Origin of the sequence: Staphylococcus casei, assembly GCF_030294405.1 — a bacterium.
GTDB lineage: Bacteria > Bacillota > Bacilli > Staphylococcales > Staphylococcaceae > Staphylococcus > Staphylococcus succinus.
The window spans coordinates 443,211-466,976 of record NZ_CP125718.1 but is presented as its reverse complement, the minus strand read 5'-3'; the positions used below and the strand labels follow the sequence as shown (position 1 = coordinate 466,976).

At 33.0% G+C, this 23,766-nt stretch carries 22 protein-coding genes; 1 reads left to right on the top strand and 21 read right to left on the bottom strand.

All coding sequences use genetic code 11. The features are described from left to right. Positions 1–52: 52 nt before the first annotated feature. The 8 genes from tarL to pgsB all read right to left on the bottom strand — a co-directional run bounded on the left by tarL (position 53) and on the right by pgsB (position 8,399). A complete protein-coding gene (gene tarL, locus QMO72_RS02030; RefSeq protein ID WP_107553806.1) occupies positions 53–1,741 on the bottom strand; it encodes a teichoic acid ribitol-phosphate polymerase TarL in 1,689 nt (562 codons plus the stop codon). Between the two features lie 106 nt (positions 1,742–1,847). Next, positions 1,848–2,876 carry an alcohol dehydrogenase catalytic domain-containing protein gene (locus tag QMO72_RS02025; RefSeq protein ID WP_103267888.1) on the bottom strand — a complete coding sequence of 343 codons (1,029 nt, stop codon included), beginning with the start codon at positions 2,874–2,876 and terminating at the stop codon, positions 1,848–1,850. Beyond that, on the bottom strand, positions 2,869–3,585 hold the full coding sequence (locus QMO72_RS02020; RefSeq protein ID WP_103267889.1) for a D-ribitol-5-phosphate cytidylyltransferase: 717 nt from the start codon (positions 3,583–3,585) through the stop codon (positions 2,869–2,871). Before QMO72_RS02020 ends, QMO72_RS02025 begins: the two co-directional genes overlap by 8 nt. Positions 3,586–3,959: 374 nt before the next feature. After that, a complete protein-coding gene (locus tag QMO72_RS02015) occupies positions 3,960–5,552 on the bottom strand; it encodes a gamma-glutamyltransferase (RefSeq protein WP_103267299.1) in 1,593 nt (530 codons plus the stop codon). 2 nt (positions 5,553–5,554) lie between these two features. Next, positions 5,555–5,713 (bottom strand): hypothetical protein, encoded by a 159-nt coding sequence (locus QMO72_RS02010; RefSeq protein WP_167693335.1) that lies wholly within the window; start codon positions 5,711–5,713, stop codon positions 5,555–5,557. Then, positions 5,703–6,773 carry a CapA family protein gene (locus QMO72_RS02005; protein WP_103267298.1) on the bottom strand — a complete coding sequence of 357 codons (1,071 nt, stop codon included), beginning with the start codon at positions 6,771–6,773 and terminating at the stop codon, positions 5,703–5,705. Before QMO72_RS02005 ends, QMO72_RS02010 begins: the two co-directional genes overlap by 11 nt. Before the next feature lie 14 nt (positions 6,774–6,787). Continuing rightward, on the bottom strand, positions 6,788–7,240 hold the full coding sequence (gene pgsC, locus QMO72_RS02000; protein ID WP_046835938.1) for a poly-gamma-glutamate biosynthesis protein PgsC: 453 nt from the start codon (positions 7,238–7,240) through the stop codon (positions 6,788–6,790). 1 nt (position 7,241) lies between these two features. Then, on the bottom strand, positions 7,242–8,399 hold the full coding sequence (pgsB, locus tag QMO72_RS01995) for a poly-gamma-glutamate synthase PgsB (protein WP_103267297.1): 1,158 nt from the start codon (positions 8,397–8,399) through the stop codon (positions 7,242–7,244). Between the two features lie 442 nt (positions 8,400–8,841). Here pgsB and QMO72_RS01990 point away from each other — a divergent pair, with 442 nt between their 5' ends. Further along, complete coding sequence (locus tag QMO72_RS01990) at positions 8,842–9,153, top strand: hypothetical protein (RefSeq protein ID WP_103267296.1); 312 nt, start codon at positions 8,842–8,844, stop codon at positions 9,151–9,153. Between the two features lie 226 nt (positions 9,154–9,379). Here QMO72_RS01990 and QMO72_RS01985 read toward each other — a convergent pair whose 3' ends face one another. The 13 genes from QMO72_RS01985 to nhaC form a co-directional block, all read right to left on the bottom strand. Continuing rightward, positions 9,380–10,357 (bottom strand): alpha/beta hydrolase fold domain-containing protein, encoded by a 978-nt coding sequence (locus QMO72_RS01985; RefSeq protein ID WP_103267295.1) that lies wholly within the window; start codon positions 10,355–10,357, stop codon positions 9,380–9,382. A gap of 88 nt (positions 10,358–10,445) precedes the next feature. Then, on the bottom strand, positions 10,446–10,964 hold the full coding sequence (locus QMO72_RS01980; RefSeq protein WP_103267294.1) for a GNAT family N-acetyltransferase: 519 nt from the start codon (positions 10,962–10,964) through the stop codon (positions 10,446–10,448). Positions 10,965–11,207: 243 nt separating this feature from the next. Beyond that, entirely contained in the window at positions 11,208–11,540 is a 333-nt protein-coding gene (locus QMO72_RS01975) for a thioredoxin family protein (RefSeq protein ID WP_103267293.1), read from the bottom strand. A gap of 226 nt (positions 11,541–11,766) precedes the next feature. Then, positions 11,767–12,750, bottom strand: a complete 984-nt coding sequence (locus QMO72_RS01970; RefSeq protein WP_103267292.1) for a D-cysteine desulfhydrase family protein — start codon at positions 12,748–12,750, stop codon at positions 11,767–11,769. A gap of 14 nt (positions 12,751–12,764) precedes the next feature. Beyond that, positions 12,765–13,286 (bottom strand): VOC family protein, encoded by a 522-nt coding sequence (locus QMO72_RS01965; RefSeq protein ID WP_103267291.1) that lies wholly within the window; start codon positions 13,284–13,286, stop codon positions 12,765–12,767. 47 nt (positions 13,287–13,333) lie between these two features. Continuing rightward, positions 13,334–13,903: a GNAT family N-acetyltransferase gene (locus QMO72_RS01960; protein ID WP_103267290.1), complete on the bottom strand. Its 570-nt coding sequence runs from the start codon at positions 13,901–13,903 to the stop codon at positions 13,334–13,336. 310 nt (positions 13,904–14,213) lie between these two features. Further along, positions 14,214–16,268: a glucose-specific PTS transporter subunit IIBC gene (gene ptsG / locus QMO72_RS01955; protein WP_103267289.1), complete on the bottom strand. Its 2,055-nt coding sequence runs from the start codon at positions 16,266–16,268 to the stop codon at positions 14,214–14,216. A gap of 236 nt (positions 16,269–16,504) precedes the next feature. Beyond that, complete coding sequence (locus QMO72_RS01950) at positions 16,505–17,899, bottom strand: YfcC family protein (protein WP_103267288.1); 1,395 nt, start codon at positions 17,897–17,899, stop codon at positions 16,505–16,507. A gap of 220 nt (positions 17,900–18,119) precedes the next feature. Next, the gene (locus QMO72_RS01945; protein WP_103267287.1) at positions 18,120–19,862 is read right to left on the bottom strand and encodes a pyruvate oxidase; all 1,743 of its coding nucleotides are present in this window, start codon (positions 19,860–19,862) and stop codon (positions 18,120–18,122) included. 86 nt (positions 19,863–19,948) lie between these two features. Continuing rightward, on the bottom strand, positions 19,949–20,635 hold the full coding sequence (locus QMO72_RS01940) for an LrgB family protein (protein ID WP_103267286.1): 687 nt from the start codon (positions 20,633–20,635) through the stop codon (positions 19,949–19,951). Next, a complete protein-coding gene (locus tag QMO72_RS01935; protein ID WP_069823065.1) occupies positions 20,636–21,022 on the bottom strand; it encodes a CidA/LrgA family protein in 387 nt (128 codons plus the stop codon). A 223-nt stretch (positions 21,023–21,245) separates the two neighbouring features. Then, positions 21,246–22,121, bottom strand: a complete 876-nt coding sequence (gene cidR, locus QMO72_RS01930) for a cidABC operon transcriptional activator CidR (protein ID WP_103267285.1) — start codon at positions 22,119–22,121, stop codon at positions 21,246–21,248. 169 nt (positions 22,122–22,290) lie between these two features. After that, entirely contained in the window at positions 22,291–23,766 is a 1,476-nt protein-coding gene (gene nhaC / locus QMO72_RS01925) for a Na+/H+ antiporter NhaC (RefSeq protein WP_103267284.1), read from the bottom strand.

The window sequence follows — 23,766 nt, the reverse complement described above, 5'->3', positions numbered from 1 at the left end:
CTTTGTACTTCACTCACAATATTTAACCTTATATTTAGCTTATAGACATCTCTTAACTTCCGAATAAATGTCTTACCAAACGTTCACTAGAGCGTCCATCTTGATATTTAAAGTGTTTATCTAAGAAAGGCTCTACTTTATCTAGTTCATAATCTTCATTGTCTAATGACGTAATTAAATTATCGAATGACTGAACAATCTTTCCTGGAACGAAAGTCTCATATGGTTCATAAAAGTCACGAGACGTAATATAGTCTTCTAAATCAAACGCATAAAATAACATCGGACGTTTGAAAACTGCAAATTCGTATACCAAGGAAGAATAATCACTGATTAAAATGTCTGTAATAAACAAGATATCGTTTACTTCTCTCATATCTGATACATCTACAAAATATTGTTCATATTCTCTAGGAATTCTCAATCTATTTTTAACAAATGGATGCATTTTAAATAATACGACTGCATTATTTTCACGACAATAACGTGCAAATCTTGCAAAATCAATTTTAAAAAATGGATAGTGTGCAGTATGATGACCATTACCTCTAAATGTAGGCGCGAAAAGTACTACTTTTTTCCCTTTGATAATAGGTAATATTTCTTCCATTTCCGCTACTATTTGTTGCTCATAATTTTTGTCAAATAACGTATCTGTTCTAGGTACACCCGTCGGAATAATATTTTGTTCTTTTATCCCAAAAGCCTCCCCATAAAATGGAATATCTGTTTCAGATGACACAAAAGCTTTTGTGTAATTTCTATGATTAACAGAGTTAAAAAATGGACCGCCCTTTTTACCTGCACGGCTGTATCCAACAGTTTTAAATGCACCTACAGCATGCCAAACTTGAATGATTTCTTGGCTTTTTCTAAAATTCACAGTATAAAGTAATGGGTGAAAATCATCCACAAATATATAATCAGCCTTACCCAGTAAATATGGGAATTTAAATTTATCAATAAAGTTTCTTCTCGCAGAAATGTTGGATTTAAATAAACAATGAATTTTGTATTTTTCATCTAAATTTTGTCTTAACATTTCATTATATACATATTCAAAATTCCCAGACATATCAGCTCTTGAATCAGAAGTAAACAATACCGTATTCCCTTTTTTTAAATGGAAAAATTTGGTTGTATTAAAAATGAATTTAAACACTGTATTTCGTACATTAAAAGAGTATTGATTATATTTTAATTTTAATGCTTTTATCTTTTGCTTGGCTGGATTCATTTTAGGTACAGGTGCTTTAAAATTAATATTTAATACAAATTCATTTACTTCACTCGAAATCATTGGTCTGACGGTATATTCTGTTGTCTTTGAGTTGCCGCCTTTTTTGAATGTCCACTTATAGAAATTTAATAGATAGTTATTCTTACCATTTTCTGTTTCCTGATTTTCATACGCTTCTAATTGTTCCTCTGTTAACTCATATTGATCTGCATCTAATAATCGTTCATTCATATTTCCAATGTAATCATAGTCACCTTTATAAATAAACAAATATTCTCCTGATGGAAGATAGTTTCCATTATCAAGAATTGCTACATTAAAGCGTGCTTTAAATTTGTTACCATTTATCTGTACATGATTGGCAAGTAGCTCCTTTGTCTCAGTTAAATTTCGCAATATAAAATTGTGCTTATTAATTATAATGTCATCTACATGGCCTTCAATAAATAATTGAATACGTTCCCAGTAGATATTATCAATTATTATTTTAGATTTACCCAATTTAACAAATCCTCTCTGATTTCGTTGTGAAGTTTATCGTTCATCTTAATTGTGTAGATTCAAGCGAATGAGTATGATTGCTGAATCGAGCAAGTACATGCGCTAATTACATAACCCATTTAATGACTGTTTTTCCCCATGATGTTGATAAATCTTCTTCAAAAGCTTTCACAGCATCATTAATGGTTTTAACTTCAAACTCATTTCCTTTTAATAAGGCTAACTTTTCAACAACATCCGGATAATTTTTATATAAATTAGCAATATCTTTAAAGTCTTGTACACCACTTCTACTACTACCAAATAGCGTTAATCCTTTTTCTAATACTAACCGCGTATTTACTTCTACAGGATATTCATTTACGCCTAATAAGCTAATCGTCCCTTCTGGAGAAATCAAATCAATGATTTGGTTAATAGCTGATTGACTACCTTTTCCACCTACACATTCAAAACCATGATCAAACGTTACACCTTCAGGTACGTCATGTATATGAAAGACCTTTTCTACAAATGAAAAATGACTTAATTTATAATCTGTTTTACCAAACACGTAAATTTTAGCGTTTGGATAGACTGTATGAAGTAAGATAGCAGTTATATATCCTAAATTTCCATCTCCCCAAACTGCAAAACTATTCTTATAGGCAATAGATTTACGTTTAAAGCGTTGTATTGCATGCCAACTCACTGTCACTAATTCAGAATAGGCAATTGTACTTAAGTCTTCTATACCCTCATCTATTTCAACTACTCTATCATGGTTCATAAAAACATAATCTTGCATAAATCCATCATAGCCACTAGACCTAAATTTGCTACTTGCTAGATAATTCTCAGCAATCACTTCATCTTCTTCTACGGGTGTGTTTGGAACCATAAGTACTCTTGTCCCCGGATGATATATCCCTTTATTGTCATAAACTACTTCTCCTACACCCTCATGTATTAATGACATAGGTAGCTTTTGTTCTAATACTTTATGATTTCTACTTCCTGTGTAATACCTTTGATCTGCTGCACAAATAGATAAATACAAGGGGCGTACAATGACTTTATCACTTTTTATATCTTCGTTATTGTATGTCACTTCAAATTGCCTGGGCGATACAAGTTGATATACTTGATTAATCACGCGACATCCCACCTTTTATGATTGAGTTTGCAACTTTAAGATCATAAGGGGTCGTAATTTTAATATTGTATAATTCTCCCATGACAATTTTTACAGGTTTACCTGCCACCACCAGTATCTTACAAGCATCCGTTAATATTTTCTTATCTTCATTTGATAACTCATTGTAAGTATGTTTTAACAATTGAATATTAAATGATTGGGGAGTTTGCCCTTGATACATTTCACTTCTTACAGGGATAGATTGAATAGTTTCCCCATCATTCGAAGTAATAATGGTATCTGTAGCTGGTATCACGGTATCAACTGCACCATGTTGAATCACGGTTTCTATATTTTCTTTGATGATGCGCCGCGTTAAAAACGGACGTACTGCATCATGCGTTATAATTACATCTTCTTCATTGATTCCATTTTCTACTTCAACTGCATGAATGATATTCATAATCGTTTCATTGCGGTCGGAACCACCTTGTACAACTTCTATTCTGTCGTCAGTAATATTGTGTTTACGTAAAGTATCTTTTGTATGTGAAATCCATTTTTGAGGTGTTGCAATAAAAATTTTATCAAATTCACTTGTAAGTAAGAATTTTTCAACTGTATGAATAAGTATCGGCTTGCCATCTAAATCTAAGAATTGTTTAGGTAAAGGAACATTTCCCATTCTCGAACCAATACCTCCAGCTAATATACCAGCATATATCATATATTTTCCTCCTAAATATCCGGTTCATTCATAGTTAATTATTATTGTAAAATTTATTGATTCTCTCTATATATGAATACTTTTAAAAATACCTCCCACCAATAGTGTACAAAGTTAATATATAAGTATAATACTACCAATTTTCAAATTTCTTTTCTAGTTATATCCATATTGGCTCAAGTTAACTATTGCCGTAGTTATATCATTTTCTATATTATTTGAATTTCAATTCACATTACCAGTTAGTTTCCTCACAAAATGCAAAAAGCCAGTAGACACCCTGCAATAGGATATCCACTTGCTTTTATGTTGTTGTATTTAAGCTTTTCCTTCTCGTAGTTTATAGGCTATCTAATCACCTTATATTAATTTAATTATCTATTACCTACATCGTGGCCAATTTCTACTGTCTTATCATTTCGATTATATAATGCAGCTTGAACACTTCCAAAGTTCGGATCATTACGCTTCTCTTCTACTTGGAAACCTAAACTCTTGAAAATATCAACATCTTGCTTGTTCGTCGCATTTTCATAGAAAATTTTGCCATAGTCATTATAGAAACGTGGCTTATCAATAGACTCTTGTAGTGTACCGTTACCTCTCAAATAATCTATAAGCACTTCGTTAATTGTGGTTGGTATTTTATTACCACCTGGCGTACCAATGCCCATATAATAATCTGGTCCAACAACAATACTTGGTGCTGTAAATGACCTAGGCTCTTTGTGTTTACCTGCATAATTCGGACTCGCAGGGTTCGAAGAAAAGTTTGATAAAGAGTTGTTCATATAAAAGCCCTCTTTCATAAACTTACCTGTTCCAAAGAAGCTAGATAACGTATTTGTAGTGCTGGTTAACTTACCATCTTTATCAATAACAACGAAATGTGTCGTACTCGTATTATCAACATTTGTCGTATTAAAATTACTATTAAAATTAATTTCATTCAACTTGCCTAATAAATAGTCTTGCGATAAGTATTCATCATAATCTTCATCCTGACCATTTACGATATCTCTATTTCTGTACATCAGTGCTCTGGATTTCAATATGCCAGTTATGTAATCTAAGCGATTATCTGGGGCAGCTTGATTATCAGTTGCTTCATCAATTTTTAATCCTTGTAGCATTAATGTGCCACCTAATGGGTTTGACGCAGAATATACTTTATTATTTAAGTAATCGGTGCTCACTGGTTCTTTTTTCTCTGATTTATAACTCTTAAAATCTTTTTCTGTCAATTTATCATCAAGTTGTTTAGAAATACTTTTACCAACTTTGTCATAAAAATAATCAGGCCCTTTATCTCTAATATCTCTTAAAGTTTCAGCTAATTCTGGTTGTTTTATAACGTCTCCCTCTCTTTTCGTTTGCTTACCATCAAAGAATGGAGAATCTCTATCAACATCAGAGCCATAAAGTTTCAAACTACGTTCTAATTCAGAATCGACTTCAAATCCATCTTCAGCAAGGGGGATAACGTAATTCATAATTTTCTTTTCATCCATCTTTCCTGCTTCCTTATGGGCATCATGCAGTCCACGGACAAATCCTGGTGTACCTGTTTGGTCTTTATTCTTAAAATTAAAAGAAGATATATCTTTATATTGCCATTGCTTGGGTGCAACATTAGGTTGACCGTCATAAGATAACATGGCACCACCTCCACCTAAACCTGATGAATGTGGTTCTGTTATAGCAAGCGCATAAGACACGCCCATGGAGGCATCAACTGCATTACCACCATCTTTCAATATTTTTTCGCCCACACGTGTTGCTATGGGGTTATTTGAAGCAACACCGTAATTTTTGTCTGATGTATCTTGATCATGATCAGCAATTTTATTCTCATATAAATCATCTTTATCATAGTTATCTTTTTTGGTTGCCATAAAAAACAGGATAGAAATGATTATAGTTAGGAGTAATATTACGATGAGCGTTTTTTTATTATAAATACTCATAACTAAGCTCCTTTAGACAAATATTGATGATGAGATGATTTAAGTTCATTTAGCTCATATGGATCAAGTCCTTCATTCGCTTTAGCGAATATAATTAATAGAAAAATGACTAATACTACTGCAATAACTGTAATACTTACCCAATGTTCTTTAATGTTCATATATGTAACCTCCATTCTCTTTTTTAAGCTTCACGCTTTTACTTTGAATATTATTGAGCATTTTTATTTCTTCTACTTTATTAGGGTGTGCTTCAGTAATTTCTCCTGCTTGTGATTTAATTGGTGTAACCATAAATTGCGATTGCTTTCCATTCCAATTTTGTTGCACTGCCAGTCCTTGTTTATTCTTGGATAGAAATCCTTCTGATGTAACATTACCCAAACTATAAAAAATGCTTGTCCCTTTATATTTTTCTATTTCTTGAATTACTGTGTTATGCCCAATAATGACATCCGCACCAGCATCTGAAAGCGCATGTGCATATTCTCTTTGCCTCGTTGTAACTGCACGTTCATCGGTAATACCCCAGTCTACGTTGACGACGACATAATCATTATTTTCTTTAAGTTTTTTTATTAAAGGAATAAAAATATTGGGTTCCAAACTTACTGAGGTTGTATTTTTTATTGGATCTGTATAATCGGATTCAACATCTGTAAAGGAAACATTAGCTATTTTTTTCCCTTTAACAGTTTGTTGGACTGTCTTACTATTTATCGGGTTAGAACCATTTCCAGTTAAATAATTATACCCTGCCTGTGCTTCCACAGCTTTGCTAAAATCTCTAGCTGTTATGTTATCTGTAACTTGATTAACAATATTCAAACTTTTAATATTTAATTCTTTTAAGAACATTACATTTTCTAAGTTATTGTTAATATTTGTTTTTTTATCATTTGAAAACTCGGAAAGTTTTAAACTTGCTGTTGAATAATCACTTCCTTTTAAAATATCTTTAATAGCACCAAATGATTCATTGATATTATTTTTTCGGATATGGTTATTTAACTCCACATTGCCTAAATAAGTCATCCTTATGTCACCTTGACTTTTACTCATAGCTTTAACGGGGACTATCTTTTCTGAGTTCATAGCAAATACTATAAGTACAATAGCTATTATTAGAATGATACTGGTGTATATGGAGTTGCGCTTTTTATGGCGTTTCGTCCATTTTAATACACGCTCATCTATAGAAAATCGTTTAGAATTCTTCATATTTATGCTCCTTACTAATTGATAAAGCTATATAAGAATAAGATGACGTAAGTAATACATGTTAGTAACATACATGTAGATAAAGTGATAATGACACCTTGTTTTTGTATTGTGTTAGCTATGATTCCTGGAATAACAACACCTATACCAGACATTTCAACCATTTCAAATGGGGTTATAGGATAGAGCAAATCGAATACAAATTTTAATACCATACCAGTTAGTATCATTGCTGCAAATTTCCTGCGTCCGTATAAAATTACGAAACGACTGATGCCATGATTTACTATAAAATATGTAATACAACTGATAATTAGCACGGATAATAACATTATTGGCTGGTCAAATATAAGTGCTAAGTATCCTGGTACAACTAAACCCGCTGGGCTGATACCAAATTTTTCGGCAAAGATTAAACTGAGCACAATGCCTACAAATAATGAAAAATATAACTCTGAACCTATCATATTATTTGATCCCTTCTATATATTGCGCTATTTGTTTACCTGGACCGTGTATATTACCTACACAGAAAATCAGGGCATTTTCAGATTCCTTATACAACGCATCTTCAACTTGTTTCATATCTTTACCTTCAAAGTTTAGATATTTTTTGTGTTTCTGACCCTTCATTGCGTCAGTGACCATTTGGGTACTTTTACCAGTACAAATTAAAGTGTCAAATTCAACATCTGTTATAAAGTTCTCAACAAATTGTCTCGTTCGATCCACTCTGTCATCACGACAATTTAATACGATAACAACTTTTTGATATGGATAGTTGTAACTTTCTACTTTATTTAATATCGCTTTTGTTGACTGCGGTTCATTCGCTGCAAATGCATTTACATAAACATTTGTAGTTTGATTAGCATTAAAGTATTTAACTTCAACGGCACCTACATCCGGTGGTGCATTGAGCATTCCTCTTAACGCAGTATCTCGATCAATGCCTAATGCTTCTGCTACACCCATAGCAATTGCTACGTTATCTGGGAACACAATGTAACCAAACTTTCTTAAATAAGATTCAGGAACCTCTTCTTTATCTACTACTATAAGTTTTGTTTTACGTCTTTTAGCTACTTTTGCAAAAAAGTCTGTGTAATCATCTTTCATAACTACAAGGTGTCCTTTATAAGGAATTGTAGCTGTAAATGCTTCTGCAACTTCTTTCAATGTAGGACCTAAGACATCCATATGATCTTCCATTACGTTAACAATAACGCCAATGTTTGCTTTAACTAAATCTCGTTGGAATGTAATTTGATAATCTGGATTAACTGCCATACATTCGTTCACAAGTGCATTACCCTTTTGCTTCACAACCTTGCGAATAATGTCACGTTGTTCACCGATATTAGCGCCTTGAGGTTTCCTATAAACTGGATATTCTCTAGGTGTAAACCAATACAGTAAACGTGCATCAGTCCCTGTTGTTTTACCTATTACTCGGTATTTATCTTCACGTAAAATACTATAAATTAACCTCGTTATAGTAGATTTACCTCTAATACCATTAATATTGATGCGTATTGGGATTTTTTCCAATCTGTTGGAATGCGTTTGTTTCTCAACAATGCCCAACCAAAGAATTAACCCTACACATATTATGATCAGTAGCAAATTTTGTCCCTCTTTTCATCAGCGTAGTTAAAGTTTTATGAAATTTTAAGATAGGTCAATCATATGGGGTTATACAATGTGTACAGCTTATGTATTGCGCTCATACTGCTTAATCATTTCCTACCATTCATTACAGATATGCTATCATGCCGTTATTGATTTAGTTTTAACTGTTTAAAGGGGGTGTTAATAATTTGTAAATAAAGATTTACATTTAGTGTAATATTAAACTCGAAACTTTTAAAAACACTTATATGACGGCGTTTTGTGGCAGTTTAAAAAATAGCTTTATTTTAATAAAAAAATAAAAATAATAGTTAATACTCTAGTAATAAATTGTAATAAACAAATATGCAAAATTTACTACATCTTTACATGATATTAAAATTTAAATGTTAAGTTATATGTGAAAGTACTAATAGAGCTATTTAGGAGGCAGTTTATGAGTAGACCTGTAAAACTAACCGTTTCAATTTACCTTGTCATTGTATCCGTATTAACTTGTAGCTATTTAATCTTGATTTTAATCGGTAGCATTCAAGGAAATGACATGAAAAATTCGGTTTTAGATACTGATAATTCTAAACGTGTTGAAAATGTGGATTATATCAATAACACTTCTAAACAAACAACAGAAACGAATAGCGTGCCTAGTGATTCACAATCAAGTTTGATACAACACATATCATCTTTTAACTCAATTCAATCTCATACAAGGTCTTTAGATAATCCATCTTCTGAAAACCATGTATGATTTTTTATTTTAAGTATCTATACTTACTTTTACATCTAAGTTCTATTCACCTTAATCTTGCTACTGATTTTTATTGTAAACAACAGCTATCTCATTACAAAAATAAAAGCAGCAATAATAAAATAAGCACATCTCAACAAAGGTAGTTGAAATGTGCTTATTTTTTATTTATATACACTTATAACAGTGTAACCATTTAGAAACCGATATGACTCATCCTATACTATTAGTCTATTTTAATAATCTGCTTTAATTTCAATAGTAATTGTTGGCGCTCTGGAATCGGAAACACCTGATAAATGTGAAATAAATTATATCCTGGCAAAAATTCATGCACAATATTTTGTTTATTAAGCAAGTCAGATAATTTTACTGCATCTGGATATAATGTTTCTTTTGTACCTACAGAAATCGTTATATGCCCTAAGCCTGTTAAATCACCATTGATGGGTGATACTTTCCAATCATCTAATGGTAGATCTCCTGCCCATAATTTCAAGAAATATTTACTTCCTTCGATACCTAGCATAGGATCAATACGTTCATACTTTGGTGCTTCTGGATTACTAAAAGTTGCATCTAATACTGGAGATAATAGGACAATATGTTGAGGTTGACTTAATCCTTTGTATTTTAATAATTGTGCAAAAGACAAAGCAATTTGTCCACCTGCTGAATCTCCCATAATGGTTAATTGCTTTCCAGGTTGTATCGTTTCACTTAACTCGTTATATATTTCTACTAGCAAATCAAATGTATCTTGATATGTGGCATGAGGTACTTTGGGATAAATCGGCATGATGACTTTAGCATCAAAATGATTCGCCAGCATATCAATATATGCAAAATGGTGGTCTAATGGATTTTGAAACCATGCACCTCCATGCAAATACAAAATAACAGCTTGTTGATTTTGAGATTTATCATTCACAACATATGTTGTTACATTTTGATAAAAAGTCTTTTCTACATTATTTTGAAATTGATATTGTGTTCCTTGATATAAAGCTTTTGTATCTTGTTCAACTTCAATTAATGCGCGTTGTGCACCTTCTATAGTTAAAAATGCACGTTTAACTCTATTCACTCTTAGCATCATTTCATATAAAAAACTTTTGTAACTACGTTTTTCTTTCACCTTGACGTATACATATGATGTAGTTAGTATCGCGCTTGTTAATGCTGTAATTTTCTTTAGAACCATGATCTAACCTCCTAGCGTTATATCCATTTTATATGAGATAGAACGCTGATTTCAGCAAAAACCACTTATATTCAACAATAAACGTAAATTACCATAAATTAGCAGATTTTGTTATATCCATCTGATTTAACATCATTGCCATATATAATTCATCATAGAAGTGTTCATTCATATAAATAGACTCACGTTTAATACCTTCAATTTTAAATCCTAACTTTTCATAGAATTTTATAGCTGGTGTATTGTACGTAATCACCGTTAACTCTAAACGTCTCAACCCCTTACGTTGCGCCCATTTAATCGTTTCTTCAAACATTTTAGTCGCCAACCCTTGCTGTTGTAGTTCTTCCACTAATCCCACAATAATGTAACCAATGTGTTTCACTTTATATAAAGTACTCATATGCACAGATAAATAACCCATGATTTTATTATCTTCTGTTTTGACACCTATATAAAACTGATATCTAAGATGCTCAACTAATTTATCTTTGTTAAATGTGCGTTCATCCGGAAGGTAGCGCATGTACTGTGTTTCTTGATCTATCTGCTTCATACAGTCATAAAGTGCTTCCGCTTCATTAGGACATATTCTTTCTACGCGCATGATTATCACCTTCACCCAATTGATTAACACTATCATACATTATTATATATAAATAAGATACTTATTATTTAATTTTACACATTTCGATTTTGAACTATCTAAAATGAATGTATAACTATTATATTTATATCGCAAATTAAAAACGTCTTCTCAAGTTTTCACTCTCAAAGACGTTTATCGTATTATCCCAATATCCATTTCACTTTCAATAATATTTACTTATCTTTCACACTTATAACTCATTCATAAATAGTTACCACTATGCGTCAACAACTCCAATTGATGCTCAAATTGTTGCATATCAATAAAACGACCTTGTCTATGCATTTCTTTTCCTTTTAAATAGATTAAGTCGACTGGCGCCGTATATATAGATAACTCACTCGCAATTGCTTCTAAATGACTCTGGTTAATCACACCTAATGCCACCTGTGGGAAATCGTTCACAAGACCTTCGATTTGTGGTAACACTGCCCGACACACACTACACCTATCTCTCATCACATGGATCACAGCAAGATCATGATTTACTATAAAATCATGAAAATCTTCAATCGTAACCAAATCTTGTTTCATTGATGAACACCACCCTTACTACGTAAATTGTATTCTATTATGAAACATTGTTCCGTGAATAATCAAAGGATTCACGCTCAATATCAAACAATATAACGTCAAATACACCTATTATTAACTATACTGTAATGGAGCAATGCTAAATAAAACTGACTATTTAAATATAAAATAAGCATATATATGTAAATCGGTAATGTCGTGAATATATTCCATTCTTACTTAGTTATTATACTGCATCTGAAATATCAGGTAATAATTGTTTTATACGCCCTCTCATTTCTTGAGTATAACCATGAATTCCACCTGTATGAATAAATAAGATTGCTTGTTGGTCATCATAGTTCCCTTGTTTTATTTCTTGAACAAGTCCCCTAAACGCTTTGCCGGTATATGTAGGATCCAAAATAATCCCTTCCGTTTTGGCAATATTAATATAAAATTGAAGTTCTTCATCTGTCGCTTGACCATATCCAAGTCCTACATAGTTATCATTGATATGTAATGTATTAAAAGATAGTATATTTTGATCTAACTGTTTCACAATCTCTTTTACTTTTTGTTCAAAGTCCTCTGTACTTTGATCTACAGCATATCCTATAATTTTAGTTGCCAAGTTGTTACTTGCATTACCGTACCAAAGTCCTGCATATGTGCCACCAGAACCTACAGCTAAATTAATAGAATCGAATTTAATCCCTAATTTAGCTTCTTGCTCAATAATTTCTTCATAAGCATTAACATAACCATGCGTGCCGATCCAATCTGATGCGCCTACCGGAATAAGAAATGGTGTCTTTCCTTCTTGTTCAAGCTTGCTATATAATATATTCATCGCTTCTTCTCTAGATTCACTCGGTTTAATGATATGAATATGGGCACCTAGCATCGCCTCTAAAAATAAATTACCTTCATATTCCGCATTTGTTCCTCTTAATACAAGATGACATTCTATATTAAATTGTGCGCAAAGTGCAGCGGTTGCTCGGGCATGATTCGAAGTTATTGCCCCAGTAGTAATCACAGTATCATAACCATGATCTAAGACATATTGTATTGTATATTCTAATTTCCGCACTTTATTTCCGGATACTTCTGTCCCGGTGTAATCATCTCTTTTGATGTATATATCTTTCCCAAGCGTTTGACTTAATTGCACTAATTTATGTATAGGTGTGTTTAAATTGGCAATGTTTAATTTACGTTGTAACATCTTTAACTGCTCCTTTACTTTTCAGGTATGAATACTTCAGCTTCACTATCTTCCGGATAATAATAGCCATTCGGTATAGTTTGTAATTCAATCAAACTTCCCCATGGTGCACGCACATATACGGTTTGATTGCCTTTAGTATCTTCGTATTTTGTATTTGCATGCGGTTCAGAAACGGGGATACCTCCTGCTAATTTTATACGTTTAAACGCATAATCAAAATTATCTACATAAAACGACAAATGTGTATAACCTATATCTTGTAATGATTCTGGTCTTCTTTGCGTCGCTTCTTTAAATTCAAACAACTCTATATTAGGCCCATGGTTAAATACCAACATGCGCTTTTTTATAATTTTTGCTCCTTTTTCTATTCCTAATACATGTTCTACAAATCTACCTTCACGTGGTGGATCAGCTTTTGTATGACTATCGTACGCAATTCTCCCATCTAAAGCTTCTTTAAAAAATAAAGTTGCTGCTTCAATATTGGGAACAGTTAAACCAATATGATTAATTCCCCTAGTCGAGTTCATGAGTTACCCCCTTCTCATATGTTCACTAAATCTATGCGTTTTTATTCTTATCTAGCTTGTGAACGATGCTGAAAATAATCTTTTCTCAATAATATATATCGATTCATATCACGATAGGACTCGCCATCAAACACGTCCTCCAAATCAGTAGCTACAAACGAGAAACCAACTTTTTCAGCAACTTTCTTACTCGCTTTATTCCTTACATCTGCCATAATAATCAGTTTATTTAAGCCTATGACTTCAAAGGAGAACTCGCAAATGTAATTCACACATGTTGTGATAATAGATTTTCCTGTATATCCTTTGGCAATCCAATAACCAATTTCAGCTTTTTTATTTTGATTGTCAATTTTATGTAAATCCACTGTACCTATCAATTTGTCATTATGATAAATTAAAAACAATCTCCCTTTATTCTCAACTTGTTGTTGCAGCATCATCTTCAAATATGCACTTTCATCCGCAATTGTCATATCTTCTTTCAAAAAGTCTAAAAACTGTGCTAAATGTGAAAAGTTTTCTTTAATCGTATAATATAATTCTTCAGCCATATATAACTCTGGTTGCACGAGTTTGACTTGAGGCATAACTTCTATTGATAAATGGTATTTCATTGTTTCACCTTCATTTTCTATTCGTCATTTGTTAGTCATTATAACCCATCCTATTTATTTTTTCAGAATTTTTCAACATTTAAACAACAAGATAAGTATATATTCACAAAGTGAATTTTCTTTTTTGATAATTAAGACTTCATTTTTATCAATAACAGTCAGTCATATTCAAGTATTCATATTCTTTATTTTGCTTTCGCTTTTAATCATAAAAAGTGCACTCCCATATAAATGAAAGTGCACTTTTATTTTGAATATTGGTATTTATACTTACTTATTCATGAGGCTATTGGATACGCTATTTAAGCATCTACTTAATTGTCATCAACAGTTGTTGTGGTTCTATCGTATCTTTACTTTCAATTTCAAGTGTACGATTTTCAATATTTGTAATCACTAAAGGCGTTATAATACTTGGTGCATGTGCTTGTACATAATCTAAGTCAACCTTCATTAGTAATTGTCCTTTTTTAATTGTATCCCCTGTATCAACCATACGTTCAAAACCTTTACCTTCTAGCTTAACCGTATCAATTCCAATATGAATTAGTAATTCAAGACCATCTTTTGATTCTAATCCAATTGCATGCTTCGTTGGAAAAATTGTTTTCACTGTACCATCAAATGGTGCAACAATTTCACCATCTTCAGGTATCAATGCAACGCCATCACCCATCATTTTTTGAGCAAAAACTTCATCAGGTACTTCAGAGAGTGGTATCAACTTACCTCTGCCTGGAGAGCATACTTCTATTTCTGATTGTGAGGCTACACCGTCGTTGTCTTCAGATTCAGATAATTTAACTACTTTACTATCATCTTCTTCTGTTAATGTTGTCTCACTTGGTCTTGTAATTTCACCATTTATAATCCTCGCCATATCATGCTTGATTTGATCTGATTTAGGTCCGAAAATTGCTTGCATATTATTTCCAACTTCAAGTACGCCTGAAGCACCGAGCTGTTTTAAAACATCAACTTTCACTTTTGCTTTATCATTAACTTCAACTCTTAATCGTGTGATACAAGCATCAAGGTGTTTAATATTTTCTTTACCACCCATTGCGTGTAATACTTCAAACGGTAATTCGTTCTTTGCGACAGAACTATTTTGCATTTCTTCATCTTCTCTACCAGGTGTTTTGTAATTTAATTTTTTAATTACAAATCTAAAAACAAAGTAATAAATGACAGCATAGACCAATCCAACTGGTATAACTAGCCACCACGCTGTTCTATTAGGCATGATATTGAGTAATAAGAAATCAATAAATCCACCTGAGAACGTATAGCCTAAATGCACATTAAGTAAATACATAACTAAGAAACCTAAACCGTCTAAGACTGCGTGAATAAAGAATAATAACGGAGCAACAAATAAGAATGAGAATTCTAAAGGTTCTGTAATACCTGTAAGGAATGATGTTAAAGCGCCGGATAACATCAATCCACCTACGACTTTTCTATTTGCCTTCTTAGCTGAATGATAAATTGCTAAAGCTGCAGCCGGAAGACCAAACATCATAACTGGGAATTCTCCACCCATAAACTTACCAGCAGTTAACGGTACATTATCACGAATTTGTTCAATAAAGATACGTTGGTCACCATGAATGATTTGACCCGCAGCATTTTTAAAGCTACCAAATTCAAACCAAAATGGTGCATGGAAAATATGATGTAATCCAAATGGAATTAATAAACGTTTAATAAATCCAAATAAGAATACTGCTATTCCAGTATTTGAATCGAGTAACCCTTCACTAAATGTATTAAGTCCATCTTGAATGACTGGCCATATCCATGCCATTGGGAAAGCAAGTATAAACGAACATGTAGCCATCATAATTGGCACAAATCGTTTACCCGCAAAAAAACCTAAATAACTTGGTAATGTAATATTATAAAACTTGTTATAACACCACGCTGCAAGCGCACCAACGATAATACCACCGAACACACCTGTTTGGAGTGTTGGAATCCCTAAGACATTGGCATAACCACTTGCTGCATCATCAACATTGTCAGGCGTAATTTCTAAAAATGCGCCCATTGTTTTATTCATAACAATAAACCCTACAAATGCAGCGATAGCAGCAACACCATCTCCACTAGCTAACCCTATAGCAACCCCTAATGCAAAGATGATTGGTAAATTATCAAAGATAATTCCCCCTGCACCTTCCATCATTTTAGCTACATTTTGAAATCCTTCTACCTTTATAAACGGTAAATAAGATTGCAACGCTTCCCCTTGAAACGCTGTGCCTAAAGCAAGTAATAATCCTGCAGCCGGCAAAATAGCGACTGGTAACATCAATGCTTTACCAATACGTTGAAGCTGTCCAAAAAGTTTTTTAAACATTTAAAAACATCCCTTCTTTAATTTATATCATCAAAATGCATACAAAAAAGGCATGAGCAAACAGACTATTCCCAATAGTCGATACGTTTGCTCATGCCTGCTTTACCAGTAACACGCAATATGATGATTTGTTTTTTTATATTATATACTATTATTTAAAAATAAACAACAACTTATGTCGTCCAACACAGTGAACTATTACTCAAAAAACAGATTTATACGTTGCTATGATGTACCTAATATCCAGCCACTAATGCAATAGACATGGCAATGCTACAAATTAACACCCATACTACAATTAATTTCCACGCAAATTTTAACCATTGTGTGTAAGTAATTTTCCCCACTGCCAGCGCCCCCATGAGTATCGCCGACGTGGGAAATAAAATATTACTAATTGCATCACCATATTGAAAGGCCAATACTGTAAGTTGTCGATTAATATTTAATAAGTCTGAAATCGGAACTATCAAAGGCATTGTTGTTAATGCTTGTCCTGAACCAGATGGTATAAAGAAATTCAATAAGAATTGCAAGACAAACATTGACAAGATAACGATAGATGACGGCACATCACCTAGCAAAGTTGACATACCATGTACGATTGTATCAATCACCTTGCCATTTTCTAATATCACAATAATCCCTTTAGCAAATCCGACGATCATCGCACCGAAGAGTATATCTTTCATCCCTTCAATCATTGCATCAAATGTGCCATTTAAACCTAGTCCACCTATTAAACCTGCGAACAACCCAGCCAACAGGAAGTTCGCACTCATTTCATTAAAAGACCATCCATACCTAAATATGCCAAATACGTTTAAAATAATAGCTCCAATGATGAGTGCTAAACCTGTAGCCTGACTTTTGGTAAAACGCGGCGTGTCCATCTTCGTTTCTTTCATTTCTTCGACTTGTTCTAGTTCGTATACTAAACTCTTTGTCTTGTCACCTTTAACTTTATGCGCATAAATCATTACCGTTGTAATAGCCGCAGTTAAAATAAACAGATAAATGATTGTTCTTAAACCCCACCCTGAAAACATCGGTAACTCTGCTACAGACTGTGCAACACCAACTGTAAAAGGATTGAGCATACCACCTATAAAACCACTAGCTGCCCCTAAAATAATCATTGCAGCCCCTGTCAGTGCATCATAGCCTAATGTCCGTGCAATAATGATACCAATAGGCACAAATATAATGGTTTCTTCTGCTAAGCCAATAGAAAATCCTAATATAGAAAAAATAACCATAGTCAACGGAATCATAAGAAACTTAAATGAACCCAACACTTGCATAGCTTTGTTAACACCATTTTCAAAAGCACCTGTCTTATGTACAATTCCAAAAGCACCACCAACTAAAAAAATATAAAAGACTATCTCACCACCACTAATTAAACCTTCAGGTATGGCCCTAAATATGTCGAAAAATGACACACCTTGTTGTTGGACTTCTTGATATGAACCTGAAACTACAAGTGTTTGTCCGCCTTTTTTCTCACGCGCATACTCTCCTGCTGGAATTATATAGGTTAGTAAACTTGCAAATATAATTATGAGTAACAATAATGCATAAGTATGTGGTGTCTTTAAATGAATATTTTTAAACATTGATTTAAACATTAGCAATCTTCCTTTCTTGATAACAGACAACATATTTCCACAATAGTGTTTGATTTATATATAACCTATTTCTATATAAATATGCTTTGACTGCCTGTTCAATAAGGTGCATGCAATGATGTGAACAGCTATTTTCTATGATTAACGTACTTGAGTTAGGTCTTCCATAATAAAAAAGCTATCAAACCCTTGATGGTTTGATAGCTTTTTTCACTTCATCTTAGAAGAAACGTTTAACTGCTGTTGACATTGGTGGAATCTCATCAAAGTCTAATTTTTTATCTTCAGTAATGGATCTATATGCCCATTTACCATAGTTAATTGCTTCATCTTTTACAATTTTACCTGGAAGCGGAGCTGCTGTTGGATCAACGTACACATTCACTATGGTTGGTTTATCTTGTGACATAGCTTCTTCTACTACATCATCGATTCTATTAGGATCTTTCAACGTATATCCAATACCACCACAACTTTCAGCAAATTTTGCTAAATCGATATCAGTGAAATCAATGGCATACTCTAATTCACCCGCTGCTTGCTGTTCATATTTAATGAATGATAATTGTTGATTATTTAATACAAATATCGTCATCGGTAAATCATATTGTACAGCTGTCGCAAAATCTTGCATTACCATTTCAAATGCACCATCTCCAGCAATACCTACGACTTGACGATTTGGATACGCACGTTTTGCAGCGATTGCGCCTGGTAAAGCACACCCCATCGTACCTAACCAACTTGATATAATAAATTTGTTATTCACTGTTAAGTCTAAATAACGTGTTGACCAAACTGTTGATGTCCCTACATCGATAGAAAAGATTGCATCATCAGTTCTGACTTGATTGATACTATCCATAAGACGTTCTGGGCGAATTGGTGAACTTTCATCAGCTTTATCTTTAGCCATCCATGAATCCCAAGTTGCTTTTCTTTCTAATGTTTTATTCAAGAAATCTCTGTTAGATACATGTTTTACAGAGTCTGTTAATTGTTGTAAGGCAATTTTGCTATCTCCAATAATACCTACATTCACATCGAAACGATGTCCAATGTTTTCTGGGTTTGTATCTATCTGGATTGCTTTAATATTTTTTTTAGGTAAATAATCAACGTATGGATAATTTGTACCTACCATAATTAATAAGTCAGCATCTTGAATTGTTTGATAAGATGTTTTTGTACCGATTTTACCTAAATTACCAATATTATATGGATGTGCATCAGGTAAAATACCTTTAGCTGGCAACGTAATAATTGAAGGGATTTTAGCTGCTTCTATAAATTCACGTACTTCATCTTTAGCTTTTTTAGCACCTGTGCCAATTAAAATAACCGGACGTTTACTTTTATCTATAAGTTTCGTCGCTTTTTTAATACTACGTGGTTTTGGCGCAATTCGAGCTGGAGGTGCAGTATCAACTTTCGCATTTGTTGTATCTTTCACTTTGTTTGTCAATAAGTTGTTAGGCAATATTAAAACAGCTACACCTTTTTTCTCATAAGCTGTACGAATCGCTTCATTTACAATACCAAAGATATCTTTATCATTTTCCGAAATTTGGCGATTATAAACGGCCACATCTTCCACCATTTTACTAATATCAGTTTCTTGGAATGCTTTTGTTCCTAATGCTGTACTATTAGTTTGGCCAGATAATATTAGCTGTGGTACATTGTCCATTTTTGCATCATACATACCGTTTAATAAATGAACGATACCAGGACCACCGATACTTAAAGCTACACCAATTTTCCCAGTTAATTTTGTGTAACTTGCTGCTGCTAGGCTTGCTACTTCTTCATGACGCACATGAACAAATTCAATATTATTTCTTTCGGTTCTCAAACTATCCACGACTGCATCTATAGAATCTCCTGGAATACCATATAAATGATCTATGTCCCAAGCTTGTAATGCTCTTACTAATGCATGATTTGCTTTAATTTTTGCCATTATATAAATAGCTCCTTTCAAATTCCCTGTGTTTAAATATATACTTTATATTTTATTATTAAAAATAATCTTTAACACTGCTACATTTAATATAAAAAGAGGATGAGTATTGGTAGTAGTATTGAACTGAGTACCGCCGTTAAAATCATTCCAATTGAACTAAAAGCACCTGATTCTAAATCTATTTCTAGTGCTCGCGCTGTGCCAAACGCATGTGATGCATTACCATAAGTTAACCCTCTAGCAATCGAAGTCTTAAATCTGCCCAATTTTAACAGGTAAGAACCGACTATACTGCCAATTAGACCTGTGGCCACAATAAACATAACTGTAATCGTATCTACACCACCAAGCTGATGGGATACTTCAATCCCTACCGCTGCGGTCATAGATCTTGGTAACATTGTTGCAATGACTTCTTTTGAATAACCAAAAACTTTCAATATGGTATATACGAAGATGAAATTTAACATTACTGCCGCAAATACACTACTAAAAATAATAGCGGAATGTTCTAAGATTTTATGTCGATTTTGATATAAAGGGAATGCCAAACATACAACTGTACAATTTAATAAATAATTAATCCATTTACCACCTATCATATACCCGTTGTAGTCTACGTTAAATAATAGTAATACAATCACAATACCGATAGATGATATTAAAGCTGGATTTAAAAATGGGCTATTATACTTTTTCTGTAATTTCTTTGCTCCTGTAAACATGATAAGTGTTAAACCAATCATCAACACTGCTTGTAAAATCATCATCTAATTTTGTCCATTCCCGTATCGTGGGCCTTTAACCATTTTTTCAGCGATAAATCCTGAAACAAGCGCAACACAACACGTTCCTAGAGCAATCATTACGAAGAATAGTATAAAGTTCAAGTTAATTTCAGAAACTACGTCCATGACACCAACGACTGATGGCACAAAGAAAAATACCATAAATGTTAAAAAGAAATTAGAACCTTCACTTACCCATTTAGAAGGAATTATTTTAAATTGAAGTAGTAGGAAGAATAAAATTAATCCAACAATACTTCCTGCGATTGGAATATGCAAAACACTTTGCAAAATATTCCCCATATATGTGACACCCATTATAATTATTATTTGCAATAAAACTCTAACTACTTTCAGTGATATTTGCAATACTCATCATCCTTTATATTTCAGTCCTCTTTGACTGTTTTATTGATTACATACTCTAGTATAAAGCACTAATAATCATAATAAAAATATTGATTTTCAATGAGACACATTACTTTTATCTATGAAAGCGATTTATACCATTATAATTTATTATAATTAGTCACCTATAATAAAAGGAAAGACAACAACCTTAGTATAGCGATTGTTGTCTTTCCTTTTATTATTATAATCTTTTTTTCATAAAATCAATCCACTGCCGCGTTGCATGACTTAAATATTTATCCTTTTTCCAAATCACGCCAAGTTCCCAACGCATGCCCGGATCATCAAGTTGAATATTTTTAAAGCTACTATCTAGCATATTCACAATATTTTCTGGCAATATACTAACCCCAAGGTGGGCATTCAACAGATTTTCTATAAAATTCCACTGCGGAATTTTTGAAATAGTGTTTGGTATAAAGCCAGCATTTTTAGCCGCTTCTATGATTTTATCATTTAAATAAAAATCTTCATTAAATAAAATAAAATCCTCATCTTTAAGCATGCTCATATCTACTTTTTTATATTCAGCTAAATGATGTTCTCTATTTAAGACCAGCTTCAAATCTTCTTGATATAAAGGAATAGAGTGGAAAATAGCTTTATCAACAGGTAGCGTAGTGATGCCTATATCTATTTCATCGTTGATTAACTGCGTTTCTATCATTTTCCCACCATTCTCCACTAAATTATATGTTACATTTGGATATTTTTGATGAAATTCTCCTAGTATATGAATGAATTTATTCATATTCATAACCGCTGATAAACCGATACTAATGTGCCCAGTTTCTAGCCCTAACAAACTGTTTATTTCTTTTGGTAAATCATTATAAAGCGTGAGTATCTCTTTGCATTTTTGAAAGAATACTTTTCCCGCATCGGTCAGTACAAGTTGTCGTTTACTACGATCGAAAAGTGTCATGTTTAACTCTTTTTCTAAATCTTTTATTGCTTTACTAATTGTGGGTTGCGCAATATATAAAGATTTGGAAGCATTTGTCATACCATTTTGGTTTACAACTTCAACAAAGTACTTCATTTGTTTAATATCCATGCACTTTCTCCTTTACTTAAAATGTAATTAATATATTACAGTATACGGTTAATATATAATTTTTCAATATCGAATGATCATAAAAAGTGAAGAGAGAATCATTTTCTCTCTTCATTCTTAACTATACTTTTGTGGTAAAACTCCTGACCTATTCACACTAACACTTATATTATGCCAAAGTTGTTTCTTTAGCTTGTGCCTTGTTATTCTCTTCTATTTCCTCATCAGTAAGTTTTATAATTTTAAAACCTATATATCCAAATATAATAGAAATTATTGGTACTGTATAATTTAATATTGCGTAGGGTGCATATTCAAATACAGACACGCCAAGCGTAGATGCTATAAATACACCACATGTGTTCCAAGGTACAAATACAGATGTTAATGTACCACCATCTTCTAAAGCTCTTGATAAATTCTTAGCATGTAGCTTTTTTTCTTTAAAGGTACTCGCATACATTCTAGAAGGAACGATAATGGATATGTATTGCTCTGAGCAAGTGAAGTTTGTACCAATACAGGATACTATAACAGAAGCAATTAAACTGCCCGTAGACTTGGCAAACTTCAAAATAACTGTTATCAATGCTGAAAGCATGCCAGAATATTCTAATACACCACCAAAGGTCATTGCTACAAGTGTTAATGAAATCGTATAGAACATAGATTCTAAACCACCTCGGTTGAATAATTCATCCACAAGTTTATTTCCAGAATCGATGCTATACCCAGTTTGTAAAGCAGTCATCGCTTCAGTCAGCGAACCACCCTGTATAAATATTTGAGCAAAAAAACCTAGTATAATTCCCACACAAATGGCGGGAACTGCTGGTATCTTAACAACCACTAAAGCAATAACAACTAATGGTATCAGCATTAACCACGGCGTGATAACAAAATTATCTTGCATTGTTTGTAAAATTGTATCTATGTTTTGAGTATCAAAGTGACTTGCACCAAAACGTTGACCTATAAAGAAAAAGAACACTAGCGTAATGACCAATGCAGGGACCGTCGTATAAAACATATGTTTGATATGCTCAAACAAATCAACACCTGATAAGCCTGACGCTAAGTTAGTGGTATCAGATAATGGACTCATCTTATCACCAAAGTACGATCCACATATAACTGCACCCGCAACCATTCCTGGTGAGATGCCCATACTTATTCCAATTCCCATAGACGCTACTCCTACTGTCGCCATTGTAGACCAACTACTGCCTATCGCTAAAGCTACTAAGCCACACAATAGTACGACTACCATTAAAAAATAGTTTGGATCAATTAATTGTAAACCGTAATAAATCATTGTAGCGACAACGCCACTACCAATCCATGATCCAATGATTAAACCTACTAGAATTATGATTACTATGGCAGGTAAAGCATGACGTATCCCCTTATACATCATTTCTTCTACTTCGTTAAATGCATAACCATGTAACATCGTAACCATGATTGCTACAGCCGTACCTATCATTAATGGAATATGTGGTTCCTTTTCTAACACTGCAACTGTAAATAACATTGCCACTATCATTACTGATAAAGTAATTAATGCTGATGTTAAGCCAAGCTTCCTTTTTACATTCTTCCTACTACCTGTGTTATAACTTTTTCTTTTTAAGATAATGAGCAC